Origin of the sequence: Paracoccus aminovorans (assembly GCF_900005615.1) — a bacterium.
GTDB classification, from domain to species: Bacteria; Pseudomonadota; Alphaproteobacteria; order Rhodobacterales; family Rhodobacteraceae; genus Paracoccus; species Paracoccus aminovorans.
Genome location: NZ_LN832559.1, coordinates 2,907,397 through 2,926,092 on the forward strand (window position 1 = coordinate 2,907,397; position 18,696 = coordinate 2,926,092).

An 18,696-nucleotide genomic window follows, 5' to 3' on the forward strand; every position below is an offset into this window, starting at 1 on the left:
GAGTGGAGCAGGCAAGCGGAAATCCGCCTAAAATTGCATCAATCACCAGATCGACTGCTCGGTCCCCAGATATTCCGCATGCTCCCACCACAACCCGCTGTCCGCATGATAGAGCGCGGTATTGTCCAGCACGCAGAACTGATCCCCCCGCAACGCAGGCTGGTGAAAGGACGCATGGCCTGCCTCGACCAGCAGCGCGCGCGCCTTGGCGGGCACTTGGACGATATAGACTTGCAATGCCCGTGCCAGCTTGCCGGAGGGGATATTCTCAAAGGCCAGTTGCCGGATCGCTTCGACCGCCGCCGCATCGCCGGGAACGATGACCGGTACCATGGTGGTTTCGATCATGCGGAAATCCTCGGCCATGCTGCGGAAGGGGAAATCCGTGCCGCTGCGGCCAAGGACCATCCGATCAACCATCGACTGCCCCAGCCGCGCGGACCCGGCCTGCCAATAGACATGTTCGAACCAGTCGCGGATCGCGGCGGGGGACAGCAGGTCGTCATGCCGCCCGGCGATGCTGCGCATCGCTTCGGCCAGTTTTCGAACCTCATCTGGCATCGGACGACCTGGGGCCGAGAACACCGTCAGCGTGCTGTCCTCGACCGGCCATTCGCCATTTCGGGACACCCTGCCTGCGGCCTGTACGCAGCTATCCAGCCCCGTCTCGGCCCGCCAGCCCTTGGGAAACGACAGATCCACGCCTGCCTCGATCAGGCTAGTTGCGATCAGCCGGCAGGGCATGCCGGATTTCAGGCGCGCGCGGATCTCCTCCAGAATGGTGCGCCGATGCACCGGATATTGCCGCGTGGTCAGATGGACCAGCCCCTCGAACTCCTCGGCTCTGGCCGCATTGAACAGTTCCAATGCATGGGCACGGCTGTTGACGATGACCATCCCTTGCGGCGTGTCGCGCAAGGCCTCGATGAGGGCATCGTCGTCCATTTCGCCCCCCTGCACGATCCGGGCGCGGCGCAATTCGCGGGCGAGCCGCACCGGATCGGGCGCCAGTTCACGGCCCTCCAGCGGCAAGCCACCCTGCTTCAGCTGGCGGCTGTCGAAGGCGGGCTGCGTCGCCGTGCAAAGCACAACCGAACAGCCGTAATGCGCACAGAGCGTGTCGATCATCCGCAGCGCGGGCATCAGCAGCTTGCGCGGCAGGGCCTGCGCCTCGTCCAGAACGATCACCGAACCGGCGATATTGTGCAGCTTGCGGCAGCGCGAAGGACGCGCCGCGAAAAGGCTTTCGAAGAACTGCACATTGGTCGTGACGACCAGAGGCGCGGCCCAGTCCTCCATGGCGAGGCGCAGCTTGTCCTTGCGCTCCGGGTTGGTCCTTTCGTCGTCGATGGCCGAATGATGTTCCAACACCGCATCGCCGAAAAGGCCGCGGAAAATACCCGCGGTCTGGTCGATGATCGAGGTATAGGGGATCGCGAAGATAATCCTGCGATGCCCATAACGCGCCGCGTGGTCCAGCGCAAAACCTAGTGAAGCCAGCGTCTTGCCGCCGCCGGTGGGCACGGTCAGCGTGAAAAGCCCCGGCGTCATCGCCGCAGCCTGCCGGACATGGATCAGGATCTCGGCGCGCAGGCGGTTGATGCGGCCATTCTGGCGAAATCCCTCCATATGCGCATTGAAGGCGTCTCTCCATTCCGGCAACAGATCGGCTAGGGCCGGCCAGCCGCGATCCGGCCGCGTGCCGTTCAGTCCGGCATAGAAGGACTCGGTGTCACGGAAATCCGCGTCAACCAGACAGGAAAACACCATGCGCGCCGCGACCGACAGGTCGAAGCCGCAAGATGACGGGCGCATCAGCTTAGCCAGTTCCCTGGCGACCGAGCCAAAATCTGGGCTGGTCGCGGCCGAGATTTCCGGCGCGATCGGGTCGCGGAAGGTCTCAAGCCGGCGCTCCATACTGCTGTCGGCGCCATGGCGATCAGGCAACCCGGCGTGATGGCCCATGATGGCATAGCCGATCACTTCAGAAATTGGCCGCAAACCGGCAGGCGTCCGGGCATGCAGCAGGGCAGCCCCAGCCGTCGAATGATCCACACGCAATTTTTCGCCGGACAGGATGCGATCAAAGGCGGGGTCATATTTGCCAAAGTCGTGGAAAAGGCCAGCCATAGATGCCGCCGCCCGCAACCCGAGGGGTACGGCGCGCCCAGCAGCCAGAGCGGCGGTATTTTCTAGATGGTCGGTCAGCAATTGCCAATCGCTTCGATCCTCATGAATACCCGTATGCGCATAGTGTTTCAAAATCTTCATTCCTCCAGCCGCAGGCTATTGACTGGTAATGATTCGAGCAACGAGTATTACCAGTGTTTGCGGCAGAGCTGCTCCAACCCGCAAACCAGTGCTTTCTTACAGTCAGGACTCACAACCAATAGATGACGGTGGCTGCCAAGGCGCAGGCTGAGAGAAACAGGATCGGGCAGCGATCATAGCGGGTTGCAATCCGACGCCAGTCCTTCAGTCTGGCGAACATGTTCTCGATCCTGTGGCGTTGACGGTAGAGGTCGGCGTCGTGTGGGATCGGCACCTTCCGGGCTTTTCGGGATGGGATACAGGGTGAAATCCCCATGTCGATCAGCGCATTGCGAAACCAGTCGGCATCGTCGCCCCGGTCGGCAAGCAATGCCCCGGCTGGAGGGATGGAGGACAGGAGCGCCCCCGCCCCGATGTAATCCGAGGTCTGCCCCGCCGACAGGAACATCCGGATCGGACGGCCCTTCGCATCGGCCAGGACATGCAGCTTCGAGTTCAGTCCGCCTTTCGTGCGCCCGATCAGCCGTCCGCGTCCCCCTTTTGGAGCCCCAGGCTCGATGCCGTCCGGTGCGTTTTCAGATGTGTCGCGTCGATCATCACCGTGTCGGTTTCCTGCGCCTGCCCGGCCAGTTCGGTCATGATGGTGGCAAACACCCCCATCCGGCTCCAGCGCTTCCAACGGTTGTAGAGCGTCTTCGCGGGACCATAGGCGGCAGGCGTGTGCTTCCACATCAACCCATTGCGTTGAATGAAGATTATGCCGCTCGGCACGCGCCGGTCGTCAACGCGCGGCCTGCCTCGTGATTTCGGAAAGAACGGCCGTAACCGCTCCATCTGCGCATCGGTCAGCCAGAAAAGTTCGTCCATCATCCCTCTTCATGTCGGGAGGGTAGAATCATGACGTTAGACTGCGCTCAAGTGAATTTATGGGTCCTGACCGTAGGATGCGGGCGATCCGAATGGACAAGGTAGAAAATTACGATACCGAGAACCCGAAATCCAACGCGTTTTATAATCCGAAGACCAAACACGATCTTGCCCAGCATCCCAATATCCTGCCGGATCGCCATATTATGTATTATCGACTTATGTATTATCGACGGATCCGCCGCTCTCTACGCTATTATCAGTCCGCTCTCGCTACGGAGATGCGATGCCGTGAGGCGCCCACCACACATCAAATCAATATCGCCTATAGCGGCACGCCTCGGCATATTCGCGGTATTTTCCCGGACGTCCTCCAGCCCGATGGCGGGGGTGGAAGCAGCAGCCAAGACGCCCAGCATCACCACAGCCCACGCAATCATGGCAGCGATTTTCATGGAAACCCCAAAAACATGCCTGCGGTTCCAGTTCACGGGCATCAACGCCCCTCAGCATCTCGCACGATCTGAACGATATCGCGGGGGTCTGATCCCATCGCTGTGGCTATCTGGATCACCCGCACCGACCAGATGAACGAACTTGACGCCAACGGCACCTGCGACTTCAACAACTGCCGCGTCAGCGTGACGCTGGACGGCCGCAACGCCGAGGCGGGCGAACGGGTCAGCATCCTGTTCTCGAATGGCGAGAAGCTGGATTTCGTCGCTGCCGGTGGCGACATCCTGCTCAGCAATTTTGACACGGCCGGCATGGGCGCGACCAACCTCTTCGTCCACAACGTCCGGCAGGCGGAATGGGTCGAGATCGGCTTCGGCGGCAAGCGCCACCGCTTCAGCCTCGCTGGATCGGCAGCGGCGCTGGACGCGGTCCGGCCATGGATGACGGGAGGCAAGCCGTGACCTCCCACGGGACCGTGCACGCAACCAACGGATATCGGCGCAAAGGGCCTGACTACCTGAGCAACCCGGACATGGTTGCGTTCACCATCGGTCGGGTCGTGATGGCAAAGATGACGACCGGCCGCTCCCTCAGCTGGAATACGCTACGGGCGCGGCTGATGCATATCGCTGAGGGAGATACCGTCGATCTGCCGGCAGGCGTGAATGCGGAGATGGCATTGGCGGCCCTGCGATATCTTCCCGCGCTGCCCGAGGTTTCCCGGTTCAAGGGCTGAGGGCAGGAACCTCACGCGCTGAACTGGGTTCCCGCCCAGGAAATGGGCGAGGCACGGGCCACCGCCTCAGCCTCGTCGGATCAGCGGCAAATGACAGGAGACAAATGATGCCCCCGCAACCGTTCAAAGGCGAACTGCCCGCATCGATCTTCCAGCCGGATGAGGTCAAGGCACGCAACTGGTGGGCCGCGCTGACCGAGCCGGAGCAGGAAGAGCGCATCTACGACCTGACCCAGGTGCTGGAATTCTACGGCATCGACCTGCCCGACAGCGATGAGCGCTGGATGATGGCCTGCTGGGAAAACGAATTCGCCTGACCCCGTCCCTACGGCCCGTCGTGATGCGAGCGGGCCGGGGTCAGGCTGCGCGCAAACCGCATTCCGACCGCCCCCACGAGGCTGGGGCGGAATGGGGTTTGCGGCCGCCCGTCGGGCGGCACCCTTCAAGCTGCCGTCGGTCAACAGTCTCCCATCTCCAACCCGGCTTGACTGCGCTTGCGCTGCACCGTTGGTGTCCTGCACAAGCCCAAAGAGATGCAGCGGGCTTTCGACAGTTGGACTCATTGAAGTCAGCCCGGCAATGAATAGCTCTCAAAATAACCTTGCAAATCGGGGATCTATCTCCATAATTGCAAGGATGTTGATCGAGCGCCGTATCACCGAGACCGTGAAGTCCCTGCTGGACGACAGCCCTGCCGTTGCCCTGCTGGGGCCGCGCCAGGTGGGCAAGACCACGCTGGCGCAGGAGTTGGGGGAAGAGCGACCATCGCTCTACCTCGACCTCGAATCCAGCGCCGACCGGGCGAAGCTTTCCGACCCGGAACTCTACCTGTCAGCGCATGAGGACAAGCTGGTCATCCTCGACGAGGTGCAACGGGTGCCGGACCTGTTCCAGAACCTGCGCGGCCTGATCGACCGGGGGCGGCGCAAGGGGCTGCGGGCGGGGCGGTTCCTGCTGCTCGGCTCGGCCTCCATCGACCTGCTGCGGCAGTCGGGTGAGACACTGGCGGGCCGGATCGCCTATGCCGAACTCGCTCCCCTCGATGCGCTGGAGGTTCCCGCCGCCGATCTGGACCGGCTCTGGCTGCGCGGCGGCTTTCCCGACAGCTTTCTCGCCCGCGACGATCAGGCCAGCCTGCGCTGGCGGCGCGATTTCATCCGCACCTATCTGGAGCGCGACATTCCCGCGCTCGGCCCTCGCATCGCGGCCGAGACGCTGCGGCGCTTCTGGACCATGCTGGCGCATCGGCAATCCGGCCTGTCGAACGCCGCCGAGCTCGCCCGCGCGCTCGGGGTCGATGCCAAGACCGTCGCCTCCTATCTCGATCTGCTGGTCGATCTGATGCTGGTGCGCCGCCTGGAGCCCTGGCATGCGAATATCGGCAAGCGGCTGGTGAAATCGCCCCGCATCTATGTGCGCGACACCGGCATCCTGCATGCGCTTCTGGGGCTGACGACGCTGGACGACGTTCTCGGCCACCCCGTTGCGGGCGCCAGTTGGGAGGGGCTGATCATCGAGACCGCCCATGCCCTGATGCCAGAAGGGACGCAGGCGCAGTTCTACCGCAGCGGGGCGGGGGCCGAGGTCGATCTGGTACTGACCCTGCCCGGCGGCGCGGTCTGGGCCGTCGAGGTCAAGCGCAATCTGGCGCCGAAGGTCGAGCGCGGCTTTCACTCGGCCTGCGAAGACCTGCAACCTGTGCGGCGGATCGTGGTCTATCCGGGGGGCGAGGCTTTCCCGCTGCCGAACGGCATCGAGGTCATGTCGCTGCACCAGTTCGGGCAGGATCTGCTGGCGCTTCATCCGTAATTGGTTGCGGCCGCCCATCGGGCGGTATTGGGGGGCGATCTTCTTCCTGGGCGGAGGAAGCTGGGTACCGGGGCGCTGCACCTGGTCCGACATTTTGCGGGTGGTGCTTTGCACCGGGCCCCGCAAAATAATAGTCGGTCACTAATATTTGGCGAAATCGCGAAAAGTAGGCCACTTCGGGCCATGGGCTACAGCCGGCGCAGGACAGCTTCGCCCCCCCGGATCAGGTAAGATCCAGGACCTCGAAACTATCGGGTTGGCGCGACAGGATGCGCCCATAGCCGAGAAACCCCATGGAATCGGCGCTGACATTCCCGCATGCACAACTGGCCATGCCAATCCTTGCCTTTGCGACCTCACCAAAGAAATTGAGCCGGACCCAAGATTGCGCCCCGATGGGGCAGCAGCCCACACCCCCCAAGATCGAAGGATACTGAATAGCCGAAGTTCCAGCACAATTTTGCGCACCAGCCTGCTGAAGAGGTCATTACTGCGCTGGCACCTCGGCGCATACAGGGCTGCGGCTCATCGACACGCTTGGGAACCGCTTGCAGAGCCGGATCGGGAAAGGCCCGTGATCTCGCGCCTCCCGGGCTCAGTAGCAGGCGATCTTCGCGATCAGGCCGTTTTCGCCGATCTCGAAATTCATGCGGTCGGGACGGAAATCCGTCGTCACCGCGTCGCGGGGTCCGATCACCCTGGCCGCCGCAGGAAGCTTCATCCGGTCCAGAACCGCGCGCGGTTGCCCCACCAGTCCGTGGAGCGCCGCCGCCTGGCAGCCGTCGGACTGCGGCAAGGGTGCCGGAGGCTCGGCCTCGACGCAAGCGGCCAGCGTGCAGAGCGGGGCCAGCAGAAGAAGCCGTTTCATCCGCCCGTCCTCAGCCGCAGTCGATGTTGTAGATATTGCCCGCCGCGTCCAGGCGGAAGACGATGCGCAACGGATTGTATTCCTGGGGCTCGATGCCGCGATATTCGACGACCCGGTATTCGCGCGTCACGCCCAGGGTCGGGATGACGGTACCGGGCTGGCCCAGCGCCGAGACGTAATTCTTGGCATGGCAAGCGTCGGGCTCGCGCGATTCGAGGCCGCTGACGCTGGCCACGGGCATCGGCGGCAGCGGCTCGACGACGGGCGCCGGCTCGGGCGAATAGGCCGGCGCGCAGGCGGCCAGGGGGGCAAGCGCAAGCAATGCGATCAGGACTCGGTTCATCGGGCGGTCATCCAGTGCGAAAATATCTGACGCGGCATCATAGTCATGCCGCAGCGGAATGAGAAGCGGCCGCCGACATGCCGCCGCCGGGCGTTGCACGCAAAACGCGCCGGGACTATTCGGCCGCCTCGATCACCGGATCGCGGCCCTTGGCATAGCAGGCGAGGAACATCGAGACCGCGCTGCCGTTGACCTTGCGCACCAGTTCCTTGTCCACCGCCGGGGGGCCCAGGAACAGGGCGCGGCCGTGGACGCTGACGCTGGCCAGCGCGATCAACTGTTCGGCCGCCAGTTCCAGGTCGGGGATGCTCAGTTCGCCGCGCTGCACGCAGCGCTCCAGATAGGTGATCAGTTGCTGGCGCAGCAGCATCGGACCGGATTCGTAATATTCCTGGGCCAGGGTAGGAAAGCGCTCGGCCTCGCCCACGCTCACGCGATAGATCCGCAGCCCGAATTCGGAAATCATGTGGGCCGAGACGATCTGAACGATGAAAGGCAGCACTTGCTCGACCGGCAGATCGACCTCGATCAGGGCGCTGGCATCGGCGGTCTCGCGCGCAAGCTCGTTGCGGAAGACCTCCATGAACATGATCCGCTTGTCGGGGAAATAACTGTAGAGCGTGGCCTTGGAGACCCCCGCCTCGCGGGCGATCTCGTCGACGCTGGCGCCCTCGAACCCGTCCCGCAGAAAAATCGTCCGCGCTCCTTCCAGGACCTGAAGGAACTTGCGACCGCGCATCACCTGAAGCGACTTGGTCATCGCTGGTAACCCCTCTGTACTCGTTCTTAACCACCCGGCAACACACACCGGGCAAAACCATAACGTCACGGTTCAACCGAACCATTCCGTTCATAATGCCAAAACCGGATTCTGGCCAGTCCTCCGCCAAGAAGTCCAATATGTATAAAATACGTTGCATGAAATGACCCAGCAGCGGCAACATATCAATAGACAAATGTCAGCTGATGTGCCGACTTATGCCTCTGCGCAGGAATCTCGGCGAAATGGCGCCGTTCCGGCAAAGGCAGGCCCCGACGGCTGGGCGTCGGAAGCCGCCAGCCGAACCGCTTCCGGTTGCGTTCAGAACCGAATCACCCAGGAACCTCATGGTAAGGTTCCCGTGCCGTGCCGCCCCTAGGGGTTTCTCAAGCCCGGAAGGCCAAGCCGCGATGCAATCCTCCGCGAGCCCTGCGCGCACTTTTTCTTGGAACGAGCGTTCGCTTACGCCTGTACACGCCGGGCCATGCGCCAGCCATGGCGCAAGACGCGTGTCGCACCGAGCTTCGGCTCACGTCCCCCCGGCACGCCGCGCCCGGTCCAGCCGGGCTTGGGCAATCATGTCATCGCGCACCGCCGATACCGCTTCGGCGCGCCCGAATTCACGGGCGGCCGCCTGACGCGCCTGTTCATAGCCAGGCAACATGCGCTCGAGGTCGCGTTCCGCGCCCAAGAGCGCCAGGCTGCGGTCCCGCGCCAGCGCGTTGACCAGCCGCGCCTCGGAAACGGAAAATGCTTCTTCGGCACGATACAGCGCCTGAAGCTCGTCCTCGAGTTGCCCAATCCGCTGCCGCGCGGCATCGACATGCGCGCGAAACGCGGCAAAGCGCCGCATCTCCAAATCGGCTTTCAGCCGGGCGATCCGCCCGAGTCCGGCCAGGGCATCGGTTTGGCGGCTCATCCGTCCTCCTTGCGCCGCGGCGGTGGCCCCCAGCCGTCGCGCGCCTTCTTGCGCATGGCCTCGGCAAAGCGGATCGCAGCGGCCACCGGCGCGAAATGTTCGGGCTTGATCTCGTCTCCGATCTCGACCGTGGCGTGCAGGGCGCGCGCGCAAGGCGGGTCGGACCAGATCGGCACCCGGTGGTCGGTCGCCCGCTCGCGGATGCGGCGGGCGACCTCGTCGACGCCCTTGGCCAGACAGACCGGCGCCCGGCCGCTGCCGCGCTTCCACTCCAGCGCGACGGCGTAGTGGGTCGGGTTCACGATCACCACATCGGCCTTTTCCACATCGGCCAGCATCGAGCTTAGAACGATGTCGACGCCTTTCTGCCGGCGCGCCGCCTTCAGATGCGGGTCGCCCTCGCTTTCCTTGTGTTCGTCCTGCATCTCGCGTCGGGTCATCCGGTGGCGCTTCCTGTATTCCAGCCGCTTCCACACCAGGTCGATGCCGGCGAATACCGCGCCGATTCCCAGCGCCAGCCAGATCGCCTGGCGCAAAATCGCCCCCAGCCCCTCGACCCATTGCAGGTCCGCCATTCCGCCGGAACTCATCAGTTGGACCAGCAGCGCACTATAAAGGAACCATCCGCCGACGCCGACCAGCACCGCCTTGCCCAACGAGATGGCAAAGGTCACCAACCCGTTCTTGCCGAATTTCTGCCCGGCGTTCTTCAGCGGATCGATCCGCTTCGGATCCGGCAGCAGCTTCTTGGGCGTCAGCACCAGCGAGCGCTGCACGGCAATGCCCAGGATCACCGGCATCGCCATGATCGCCACCGCCGCGAGAACCGCCAGACCGGCCTGCGAAGCCATGGCCCGCGCCAGGTCCGCAACCGATTGCCCCTGCGCGTCGGGCCAGGGTTCGCTGCCGAGCGCGCGCGCAGCCATGCGCGTCCAGTTCGGCACCGCCCAACCGGCCGCGAACATCACCGCGAACCAGAAACCCAGATAGGCCAGCGCCGCCTGCAGTTCGGCCGAGCGCGGAATGTCGCCTTCCTCGCGCGCCTTGCGCAGCTTGCTTTCCGTGGCGTCGAATTGCTTGTCGTCGCTGTCGTCGCTCATCGCAGCAACTCGCCGGCGACGTCCAGCACCGCCCCGGCCCAGACCGAGACGATCGAGGGGGTCAGCACCGCCAGCGCCAGCAGCGCCAGAAGAATGGCGCCAGGCGCGGCGATGAAGACGATGGGCAGGTTGGGCATCACCTTGCTGATCATGCCCGACAGCAGCTGGAACAGGAAACCGCCCAGAATGAAGGGCGAGGCCAGCAGCATGGCCAGAACGAAGCTTTGCCGGATGAGCCCGACGGCATGGGGCAGCAGGTCTGCGACCTGCGGCCAGTCGCCGAGCGGGCGCAGCACCAGGCTTTCGCGCAACAGATCGCAGGCCAGTGCCGGGAAGCCCAGCGCCATCAGCACCGCCAGCCCGGCCAGGTGCATCAGGTTGCCGATCGGATGCGGCGAATATTCATTGGCCGCACCGATCAGTTGCGACAGCGACGAGGTCGCGGCGATCGCGGTCGCCGCCACGTCCAGCGCCGAGGCAAACAGTCGCACCAGCCCGCCCAGGGCCAGGCCCGAAACGATCTCGGCGCCGGCCAGCCCGGCGAGTTGCAGAAGCCCGTCGATTTCGCCGGCCGGCGGGGTCTGTTCGGCCAGCAAGGGCGTGACCGCCATGGCTAGCGCCGTGCGCACGCGCACCGGCAGGGCGCGTTCGGAGAATACGGGCAGCATCATGAAACAGGCCTGCACCCGGCAATAGGTCAGAAAAAGCCCGATCAGGACCTGCACCATGCGCGGATCGCCGGCAAACTGGTTCATGGGCCGACCGTCCCCCGCAGCCGGATCTGCGCCGAGGGGTCGATTTCGTCCAACCCCAGAACCGGGGTCGCGATCCCGGCCGAGCTCAGCATCATCCGCACCAGCCGACGGCGATGGTCCGGCACCGCCAGCACGACCTCGGTGCCCGGGGCCAGATCGCGCAGCGTGGCTTGCAAAGCATCGGCCAGCCGTTTCTGGATCTGCGGGATGGCACTCGCGCCGGTGCGCGCGCCCTCGGCCTCGGCGCGGGCGATGTCGGCCTCCCATTGCGGGTGCAGCTGCAGGATGCTCAGCCCGCCCTCTTCGTCCAGGAATTGCTCGGTGATCTGGCCGCGCAGACGCTTGCGGACCTGTTCATAAACCGCTTCGGGCGTCGCGGCATTGCGCGCCTCGTGCACCGCGTCGGTGATCAGCACCAGGTTGCGGATCGAGATCCCCTCCTCGAGCATGCCGCGCAGCACCGCCAGCAGCATCTCGGGCGAGACCTTGTCGGGCACCATGCTGTCGAAGAAGCGCTGGTTCAGCTGCGCGCGATGTTCGTCCGAGACGCCGCAAAGCTCGCGGATCATGCGCTGCATCGAGGACATGGTCAGCAGCGCCGGCAGGTTGGTCTTGACCACCTCCATCAGATGCGTCGACAATACCTCCATCGGCGTGACCACGGTGGCGCCGGCAATCGCGGCCTCGTCCTGCCAGTCCGACGGGATCCAGCGCGCGGCGCTGCCATAGACGGGTTCGCGCACGCTTTCGCCCGCCAGCCCTTCCAGCACCGTCTCGGCGCCCAAGGCAAGGATTCCCGCCGGCCGCAGCGTTCCCTTGCCGCGCACCACCCCTTGCAGGCGGATGACATAGTCGCCTTCGCCGAAGCCGGTGCCGTCGGTGATCCGCACATCGGGCAGGATCAGCCCATAGCTGCGCGCGATATGCAGCCGCAGGTTGGTGATGCGCTGGCCAAGGCCGCGAACCGGGTCCAGCGCGCTCAGGATCAGTCCAGCCCCGATCTCGACGCAGATCTCGTCCGTGTCCAGCACGTCGCCGATGCGGGCCTGGGCGGGCGCCAGCGTCGCCGGCTCCTGCGGTTCGGCCTCGGCCATCTGCGCGGCGGGCTTGCGATTGCGGATGAACCAGGCCGCCGCCGCCAGCGACAATGCCAGACCGAAGAAGATGATCGTCGGCATGCCCGGCACCAGCCCGACCAGCATCATCCCGGCGGCACCGACCGCCGGCACCTGCCAATTGCTCAGGAACTGCTGCGACAGCAGGTCCGCCGTGTTCTCGGTTGCGCCCCCGCGCGACAGCAGCAGCGCGGCGGCCATCGAGGTGATCAGCGCCGGTATCTGGGTGACCAGGCCATCGCCGATCGTCAGCTTGGAATAGGTGGCCATCGCCTCGCCCACGGGCATGCCATGCACCAGCACCCCGGCAGCCAGACCGACGAAAAGGTTGATCATGGTGATGACCAGTCCGGCAATCGCGTCGCCCTTGACGAATTTCGACGCCCCGTCCAGCGAGCCGAAGAAGCTGATCTCGCGTTGCTCGCGGGTGCGGCGGCGCTTGGCCTCTTCGTGGTCGATGGCGCCGGAATTCAGGTCGCCGTCGATCGCCAGCTGCTTGCCCGGCAGCGAATCCAGTGCGAACCTGGCCGAGACCTCGGCCATCCGCCCCGACCCCTTGGTGATGACCATGAAGTTCACCACCGAGATCACCGCAAAGACCGTCAACCCGACCAGAAGCGAGCCGCCGGCGACGAATTCGGCAAAGCCCTGGATCACATGGCCCGCGGCCGAGGGGCCGTTGTGGCCATGGGTCAGGATCAGTCGGGTCGAGGAGATATTCAGCGACAGCCGAATCAGCAGCGACATCAGCAACAGGACCGGAAAGGCCTGAAAATCCGTGGGCTTGTCCACCAGCGATGCCATGACCAGAATCAGGGTTGCCGTCGCGATGGAAAGCGCGATCCCCATGTCGAGCAATCCCGCCGGCAGCGGGATCACCATGGACAGCACGATCAGCACCAGCACGCCGGTGATCACCAGCGGCCGTGTGGCCAGCGCCATGCCCTGGCCGGTCTCGGCAATGCTCATTGCGCAGTTTCCCCGTTCTTTGCCGGCGCCAGCAGGCGATCCGCGCTCCAGCCCGGACCCAGCATCATGCCCGAGCGCCGAAGAAAGACCAGGACCTCGACCCGGTCCGCAGGCGGCAGCCGCATCAGCCTCTCGTCGATGTCGCGCGGCAGATCCTCGCCGTTCAGCAGCCATTCGGTGGCGTCGCGGATCAGGGCATCCCGAGCCGCCAGCGGTTCGGCCGCAAGCGCGGCGGACAACAGCAAGGCGGCGATCACGACGCCCTCTTCAACTCGCGCAAGGCGCTTTCGAGGTCGCCGAACGAGGGGCGGACATGTTCCGGCGCGGCCTGGCGACCGACCTCGACGCAAAGGTTCGTGGCATGCTGGTGCAGCCCCGCGACCAGCACCGACTTGATCACATCGTAGAAGGCCTGGTCCTGCTTCATCACCGCCGACAGCCTTTGCGCGAAAGGTGCCACCAGGGCATAGGCCAGGAACACGCCCAGAAAGGTGCCCACCAGGGCGCCGCCGATCATCTTGCCCAGAACTTCGGGAGGCTGGTCGATGGCGCTCATGGTCTTGATGACACCCAGCACGGCGGCAACGATTCCCAACGCCGGCAGCGCATCGGCCATGTTCTGCAACGCATGCGGCGCGTGCATCGCCTCTTCGTTCATCAGTCCGATGCGCTGGGACAGCATCTCCTCGACCTGGTAGGGGTCGTCGTAGTTCAGGCTGGCCGAGCGCAGTGTGTCCGCGATCAGCGTCACCGCGTTCTCATCGGCCAGGATGCGCGGATAGGCCTGGAACACGGGCGAGCTTTCCGGGTTCTCGATGTGCTCCTCCAGTTCGACCGGGCTGGAGCGCGCGATCCGCAGCAACTGGAACAGCAGGCAAAGCACGTCCTGCAGATCGGATTCGTGCCAGCGCGGCCCCTTCAGCGACCGCCCCATCCCAGAGAGCGACTGCTTGATCACCGCCGTCTCGTTCGACAGCAGGAACGAGCCGACGGCGGCGCCGCCGATCATCATCATTTCGAAGGGCAGCGAATGCAGGATCACGCCCAGCTTGCCACCCGCCATAATATATCCGCCGAAGACCATCGCGAAGGTCACGACAATGCCGATCATGCCGAACATGAGTTACACCTATTTCCTGGCTCTGATTGCGCCCATGTACGATGTCAGCAACGCCGCCTGGCCGGGCTCGACCGACGCCATGATCCGGGCGCCAGTCTCGGGCTGGACGCGGGCCAGGATCTGGGCGGCGAAGTCGGGCGGCAGATTCGACAGCACCATCGCCGCCTGCTCGGGCTTCATCTGGTCATAGACCGCAATCAGGCGAGCGATGTCGTCGCTTTGCGCCTGGGCGTAACCGCGATCATCGTTGCCGATCTGCTGCTTGAGCTTGCGCAGCTCGACCAGCTTTTCGGTCAGTTGCTTTTCTGCCAGGGCGATCTCGTCCTTGCGGCGCTGCATGTCCTGCATGTAGCGGTCGATACGCAGGCCCCGTTCGCGCAGCGTCTCGGCCAAGGCCACGGCCTCTGGGACATCGGTGCAGCCGGCCATCAGTTCGGAGGGCTCTGCCGTCGCCCGAAGCCGCGAAAAGCCGTCCATCACCATGACCGCCTGCCCGGCTGCCGCAAGGATCATGACCCCTCCCAGGAAAGACAGCACCGGCCTACGCATCGCAATCCATCCCTTCGCGCCGCCGCCGGCGCTGCAGCCGCGCGGGCCGGGTCGGGCCGGCCTCGGCGAACTTCTGCTGCAGCATCCAGAACGCGCGCTCTTCCTTGGCACGCTCAATCTCGTCCGAGAGGGCTTCGGTGGCGCTGGTGGCCTCGGCCTTGGCCAGCAGGATGGCCTTCTCGAGCCGGCCGATCTCGCTGGTCATCACCGCGATCGCGCCCCCGAGGCCGCTTTCCAGATCGTTGAGCTTGCGCAGCCTGCGCGCCAGCGCAAAGCAGAAGCCGGACAGTCCCACGGTGAACGCGATCAGAAATATCTGTAAAAGTTGGGCAATCGTCATTGGATCCGAAACTCCGTGATAAGGACATCGGTAAAGGCCGCCTTGCCCAGGACGAAAACGGCACGCGTGGCCAGTTCATCGCGGATGATGTCCAGGATGCCGCGCCGTTCGAAGGCCGCAGGATCGACGTCGGCCAGGAAGCTGTTGAAGCTGTCCAGCAGCCGCGGGATCAGATGCTCGACCTCGGGCTTGTGGACCTGGTCGGTCTCGATCTTGACGGTCATCACCAACATGCGCGGCCGGGGGCCGGCCAGAGTCAGCACGATCTGCGGGATACCGACGAAATCGACCTGAGGCATGGCCTCGGACTTTGCTTCTTCCGGCTTCTTGGCGGCCAGCAGTGCGGTGGGCGACCAGAAACCCAGCCAGGTCGAGGCAAAGCCCGCCCCGCCCAACGCCAGCGCCAATCCCAGCGGCAGAAGAATGCGGCCAAGCCCGCGTCCGGATTTCTGTTCCGTGTTGATGTCGGCGACATCGGTCATGGTGATTCTCCATCGATCTGCGGTCTGGATAGCACCTGCGGGCTAACCAATTCTTAATCGCCCCCGTGCCAAGAAGGTCTCCGACGACGATCAAGCCGATTCGGAGGACGCTTTGCTGAAGCTGCAGGACTACTGGCGCGAAAGAAGCGCGAAGCAGAGGGCCATCCTGGCCGCGGCCTTCCTGTTCACATTCGCCGCGATCGCCGGACTGTCCTGGCTGGCGGCGCGCCCGGGCATGTCCCTGCTTTACTCAGGACTGGATGCGCAGCAGTCGGGCGCGGTCATGGCCGCGGTCGAGAAATCCGGCGTGCCCTACGAGATCCGGGGCGATTCGATCTGGGTTCAGGACAGTCGCCGGGACGAGCTGCGCATGACCCTGGCCGGCGAGGGACTGCCTTCCGCTGGAGGGACGGGCTACGAAATCCTGGACGGCATGTCCGGCTTCGGCACCACCTCGCAGATGTTCGACGCCGCCTATTGGCGCGCCAAGGAGGGCGAGCTTGCCCGCACCATCCTGGCCCTGCCCAATGTCAAGGCCGCGCGCGTGCATCTGGCGGTGCCCAGCGGCCGCGGTTATCGGCGCGAGGCCGAAGCAACCGCCTCGGTTACCCTGACCACCGACGGCACGCCGATCAACCGAAGCCAGGCCAAGGCGCTGAAGTTCCTGGTCTCCTCCGGGGTACCGGGCATGTCGGCCGAACGCGTGGCGGTCATCGACAGCGAGCGCGGCGTCATCTCCTCGGGCGAGGATTTCGCCGGCGAGGACCGCGAGGCCGAGATGAAGCGCAATGTCGAGCGCATCCTTGCCGCCCATGTCGGCGCCGGCAACGCCATCGTCGAGTTGAACCTGGACGTGGTCAACGAATCCGAGTTGATGACCGAGCAGCGCTTCGACCCGCAGCAGCGCGCGCTGATCTCGCAGGAAAGCGAGGAAACGGCCGATCAAAGCACGAATTCCCAGCAGGGTGCCGTGACCGCCGCCTCGAATCTGCCCGACGGCAAGGACAGCGGTGGCGATCAGAGCAAGTCCCAGCGCTCGGAAACCCGCCAACGCTCGAATTTCGAGGTCAGCAAGGTCACCCGCGAGGTCACCCGCCAGCCGGGCGCAACCCGCCGCCTGACCGTGGCGGTTCTGGTCAACGGCGTGCCGCAGACCGACTCCAAGGGCGAGACCACGCTGGTCCCCCGCGACGAATCCGAACTTCAGGCGTTGCGCGAGCTGGTCGCCTCGGCCGTGGGCTTCGACGAGGCCCGGGGCGATGCGATCACGGTGAAATCCCTGCCCTTCGCGGCGCTTTCCGATGCCGGCACCTTGGCGAGCCAGGGCGGCTTCCTGTCGAAGCTGGACCTGAACGGTCTGATCCGTATCGTTCTGGCAGGCTTCTTTGCGCTGGCGCTGGCCGCGTTCCTGCTGCGGCCTCTGCTTCGGGCGCGGCCGGCGGGCGCTCCCGCCCTGGCCACGCTGGACCGGTCCGAGGCGCCGGGCATGAAAGCGATCGAAGCCGGCAAGCCTGCCGAGGTCCCGTCCCCGGTCGCGGCAATGGCCGAGGTGGTGCCGGAAATCGACTTCGCGCCGATGGCTGGCAGCGGCGACCCGGTCGGCCGTCTGAAAGAACTGATGAAATCCCGCAAGGACGAAAGTCTGCAGATCCTGTCGGGCTGGATCGAGAAACGTGAGGACGCCGTATGAGACCCGCCCCACTTCGCCTGGATTCCTTCTCAGCCGGCAACGGACGTCCGGGACTTACCGTGACCATGCTCGACGTGGACGAGGCCTATCATCGCGGCCATGAACAGGGCCTGACCGAAGGACGAGAGCGCAGCCTGGACGCATTGAGCCTGGCCCTGGCCGACTGCCGGCAAGAGATGCGTGCCAGCCAGCAGCACGAGGCCGCCCTGCGCCGCGAGATCCTTGCCGGCCTGGTTCCGGTGCTGCACGCGATCGTCGACCTTCTGGCGCCGCGCACGCAGCAGTCGCGGCTGCGGGAGGCGCTGGCCACGGAAATGACACGGCTCGCCGAACATGCTCCCGACCAGGCCATCGTCTTGCGCTGTCCGGCCGACCTGCGACCGGACCTGATGGACAGCCTGGAGCGAGCGCGCTTTCCCCAGGCCCAGGTCGAGGACGCCTTGCCCGGACAGCCGGTCGTGCAACTGGTGGCGGGCCAAGGCACCATCGTCTTCGACCCGGCGCTGGTCGTAGGCGGATTGAAGACCCTCATCGACGACATCTTGACCGAGGATTGATCATGGACGATCTCGCAAGCCTGATTGCAACCGACCAGATCCAGGTGGAAATCACCATCCGGCTGGGCGGTACGCAGCTGACCGTGGCCGAACTGTCGCGGCTGCGCCCGGACGACATCCTGACGCTGGACCAGGACATGTCGGATGGCGTGGACATCTGCGTCGGCGACAAGGTCATTGCCCGGGGCGAATTGACCACGGCGGACGCCGCCGACAGCCGGCTCTGCGTCCGCATCCTCGGACCGGCCGCAGCATCGTGAGCCGCCTGGTCCTAGCCCTCGCGGTCCTGCTATGGCCGCATGTCGCCGCTGCGCAGGAGCTGCCGTTGGATCCCGCGGCGCTCGATGCGGTCGCCAATGGCGTCGGTCGCAACTCGATCACGCTGCTGGCGGTGCTGACGGCGCTGTCGCTGGCCCCCGGCATCGCGATCATGGTCACCTGCTTTCCCTTCATCGTGACGGTGCTCTCGATCCTGCGCCAGTCGATGGGACTGCAGCAGTCGCCGCCCAACATGCTGATCGTCAGCCTGGCCATGTTCCTGACCTGGTTCGTGATGAGCCCGGTGCTGACCGAGGCCTGGAACGTCGCCGGCGCGCCGCTGCGCGACGGGCAGATCACCGTCGAGCAGGCCTTCGAGCGCGGCATCGTCCCCTTTCGCGGCTTCATGGAGCATCGCACCGACCCCGAGATGATCGCCACGCTTGCCGAGGTCTCGCCCGAGCCCCAGGCCGCGCCGGACCGGCTGTCCGTGCTGATCCCGGCCTTCATGCTCAGCGAGTTGCAACGCGCCTTCGAGATCGGCTTCCTAGTCGCGCTGCCCTTCCTGATCATCGACCTAGTGGTTTCGGCCGTACTGATGTCGATGGGCATGATGATGGTGCCGCCCGCCATCGTCGCCCTGCCCTTCAAGCTGGCCTTCTTCCTGGTGGTGGACGGTTGGGGCATGATCGCGGCCGCCCTAGTCCGAAGTTACCAATAACACCACTCTGT

The 18,696-nt window shown here is 64.9% G+C and carries 23 protein-coding genes; 9 read left to right on the top strand and 14 right to left on the bottom strand.

The window, feature by feature from the left end; genetic code table 11:
- Nucleotides 1-42: 42 nt before the first annotated feature.
- Complete coding sequence (locus tag JCM7685_RS14465) at nt 43-2,271, bottom strand: CRISPR-associated helicase/endonuclease Cas3 (protein ID WP_074971175.1); 2,229 nt, start codon at nt 2,269-2,271, stop codon at nt 43-45.
- Nucleotides 2,272-2,380: 109 nt separating this feature from the next.
- Nucleotides 2,381-3,138, bottom strand: a protein-coding gene (locus tag JCM7685_RS14470) for an IS5 family transposase (protein WP_100526122.1) whose coding sequence is annotated in 2 segments (ribosomal slippage) — nt 2,381-2,820 and nt 2,820-3,138 — 759 coding nt in all. Because the reading frame shifts where the segments join, the coding sequence is not laid out codon by codon here.
- Between the two features lie 92 nt (nt 3,139-3,230).
- Between JCM7685_RS14470 and JCM7685_RS19645 the strand changes: the two genes are divergently transcribed.
- The 5 genes from JCM7685_RS19645 to JCM7685_RS14500 all read left to right on the top strand — a co-directional run bounded on the left by JCM7685_RS19645 (nt 3,231) and on the right by JCM7685_RS14500 (nt 6,139).
- Nucleotides 3,231-3,665, top strand: coding sequence for a hypothetical protein (locus JCM7685_RS19645; RefSeq protein WP_139218065.1), 435 nt, complete (start codon nt 3,231-3,233; stop codon nt 3,663-3,665).
- A gap of 60 nt (nt 3,666-3,725) precedes the next feature.
- The gene (locus JCM7685_RS14485; RefSeq protein ID WP_231964651.1) at nt 3,726-4,055 is read left to right on the top strand and encodes a DUF1176 domain-containing protein; all 330 of its coding nucleotides are present in this window, start codon (nt 3,726-3,728) and stop codon (nt 4,053-4,055) included.
- 71 nt (nt 4,056-4,126) lie between these two features.
- Complete coding sequence (locus JCM7685_RS14490) at nt 4,127-4,330, top strand: hypothetical protein (protein WP_231964652.1); 204 nt, start codon at nt 4,127-4,129, stop codon at nt 4,328-4,330.
- A 107-nt stretch (nt 4,331-4,437) separates the two neighbouring features.
- Nucleotides 4,438-4,647 carry a hypothetical protein gene (locus tag JCM7685_RS14495; RefSeq protein ID WP_011748680.1) on the top strand — a complete coding sequence of 70 codons (210 nt, stop codon included), beginning with the start codon at nt 4,438-4,440 and terminating at the stop codon, nt 4,645-4,647.
- Between the two features lie 319 nt (nt 4,648-4,966).
- Nucleotides 4,967-6,139, top strand: a complete 1,173-nt coding sequence (locus tag JCM7685_RS14500) for an ATP-binding protein (protein ID WP_074966489.1) — start codon at nt 4,967-4,969, stop codon at nt 6,137-6,139.
- A 595-nt stretch (nt 6,140-6,734) separates the two neighbouring features.
- Here the strand turns inward: JCM7685_RS14500 and JCM7685_RS14505 are convergent.
- The 12 genes from JCM7685_RS14505 to JCM7685_RS14560 all read right to left on the bottom strand — a co-directional run bounded on the left by JCM7685_RS14505 (nt 6,735) and on the right by JCM7685_RS14560 (nt 15,459).
- Nucleotides 6,735-7,007 carry an I78 family peptidase inhibitor gene (locus JCM7685_RS14505; RefSeq protein ID WP_074966488.1) on the bottom strand — a complete coding sequence of 91 codons (273 nt, stop codon included), beginning with the start codon at nt 7,005-7,007 and terminating at the stop codon, nt 6,735-6,737.
- A 10-nt stretch (nt 7,008-7,017) separates the two neighbouring features.
- Nucleotides 7,018-7,350 (bottom strand): hypothetical protein, encoded by a 333-nt coding sequence (locus JCM7685_RS14510; protein ID WP_074966487.1) that lies wholly within the window; start codon nt 7,348-7,350, stop codon nt 7,018-7,020.
- A 115-nt stretch (nt 7,351-7,465) separates the two neighbouring features.
- Nucleotides 7,466-8,110, bottom strand: a complete 645-nt coding sequence (locus JCM7685_RS14515; protein WP_074966486.1) for a TetR/AcrR family transcriptional regulator — start codon at nt 8,108-8,110, stop codon at nt 7,466-7,468.
- 529 nt (nt 8,111-8,639) lie between these two features.
- Nucleotides 8,640-9,029, bottom strand: coding sequence for a hypothetical protein (locus tag JCM7685_RS14520; protein ID WP_074966485.1), 390 nt, complete (start codon nt 9,027-9,029; stop codon nt 8,640-8,642).
- Entirely contained in the window at nt 9,026-10,129 is a 1,104-nt protein-coding gene (gene flhB, locus JCM7685_RS14525) for a flagellar type III secretion system protein FlhB (RefSeq protein WP_074966484.1), read from the bottom strand. The genes JCM7685_RS14520 and flhB overlap by 4 nt, the downstream gene beginning before the upstream one ends.
- Nucleotides 10,126-10,884 carry a flagellar biosynthetic protein FliR gene (locus JCM7685_RS14530; RefSeq protein WP_074966483.1) on the bottom strand — a complete coding sequence of 253 codons (759 nt, stop codon included), beginning with the start codon at nt 10,882-10,884 and terminating at the stop codon, nt 10,126-10,128. Before JCM7685_RS14530 ends, flhB begins: the two co-directional genes overlap by 4 nt.
- A complete protein-coding gene (locus JCM7685_RS14535; RefSeq protein ID WP_083412589.1) occupies nt 10,881-12,968 on the bottom strand; it encodes a flagellar biosynthesis protein FlhA in 2,088 nt (695 codons plus the stop codon). The genes JCM7685_RS14530 and JCM7685_RS14535 overlap by 4 nt, the downstream gene beginning before the upstream one ends.
- Nucleotides 12,965-13,225, bottom strand: a complete 261-nt coding sequence (locus JCM7685_RS14540) for a hypothetical protein (RefSeq protein ID WP_074966482.1) — start codon at nt 13,223-13,225, stop codon at nt 12,965-12,967. Before JCM7685_RS14540 ends, JCM7685_RS14535 begins: the two co-directional genes overlap by 4 nt.
- Nucleotides 13,222-14,088, bottom strand: a complete 867-nt coding sequence (gene motA / locus JCM7685_RS14545) for a flagellar motor stator protein MotA (RefSeq protein WP_074966481.1) — start codon at nt 14,086-14,088, stop codon at nt 13,222-13,224. The genes JCM7685_RS14540 and motA overlap by 4 nt, the downstream gene beginning before the upstream one ends.
- A 9-nt stretch (nt 14,089-14,097) precedes the next feature.
- On the bottom strand, nt 14,098-14,571 hold the full coding sequence (locus tag JCM7685_RS14550) for a MotE family protein (RefSeq protein WP_231964653.1): 474 nt from the start codon (nt 14,569-14,571) through the stop codon (nt 14,098-14,100).
- Nucleotides 14,572-14,629: 58 nt separating this feature from the next.
- Nucleotides 14,630-14,977, bottom strand: a complete 348-nt coding sequence (locus JCM7685_RS14555; RefSeq protein WP_074966479.1) for a hypothetical protein — start codon at nt 14,975-14,977, stop codon at nt 14,630-14,632.
- Nucleotides 14,974-15,459, bottom strand: a complete 486-nt coding sequence (locus tag JCM7685_RS14560; RefSeq protein ID WP_074966478.1) for a flagellar basal body-associated FliL family protein — start codon at nt 15,457-15,459, stop codon at nt 14,974-14,976. The genes JCM7685_RS14555 and JCM7685_RS14560 overlap by 4 nt, the downstream gene beginning before the upstream one ends.
- Before the next feature lie 112 nt (nt 15,460-15,571).
- Here JCM7685_RS14560 and fliF point away from each other — a divergent pair, with 112 nt between their 5' ends.
- From fliF to fliP, 4 genes are all read left to right on the top strand, one after another.
- Complete coding sequence (fliF, locus tag JCM7685_RS14565; protein WP_074966477.1) at nt 15,572-17,149, top strand: flagellar basal-body MS-ring/collar protein FliF; 1,578 nt, start codon at nt 15,572-15,574, stop codon at nt 17,147-17,149.
- Nucleotides 17,150-17,214: 65 nt separating this feature from the next.
- Complete coding sequence (locus tag JCM7685_RS14570; RefSeq protein ID WP_083412587.1) at nt 17,215-17,706, top strand: hypothetical protein; 492 nt, start codon at nt 17,215-17,217, stop codon at nt 17,704-17,706.
- 2 nt (nt 17,707-17,708) lie between these two features.
- Entirely contained in the window at nt 17,709-17,966 is a 258-nt protein-coding gene (locus JCM7685_RS14575; RefSeq protein WP_074966475.1) for a FliM/FliN family flagellar motor C-terminal domain-containing protein, read from the top strand.
- Entirely contained in the window at nt 17,963-18,685 is a 723-nt protein-coding gene (gene fliP, locus JCM7685_RS14580) for a flagellar type III secretion system pore protein FliP (RefSeq protein ID WP_074966474.1), read from the top strand. The genes JCM7685_RS14575 and fliP overlap by 4 nt, the downstream gene beginning before the upstream one ends.
- The last annotated feature ends 11 nt before the right edge of the window (nt 18,686-18,696 follow it).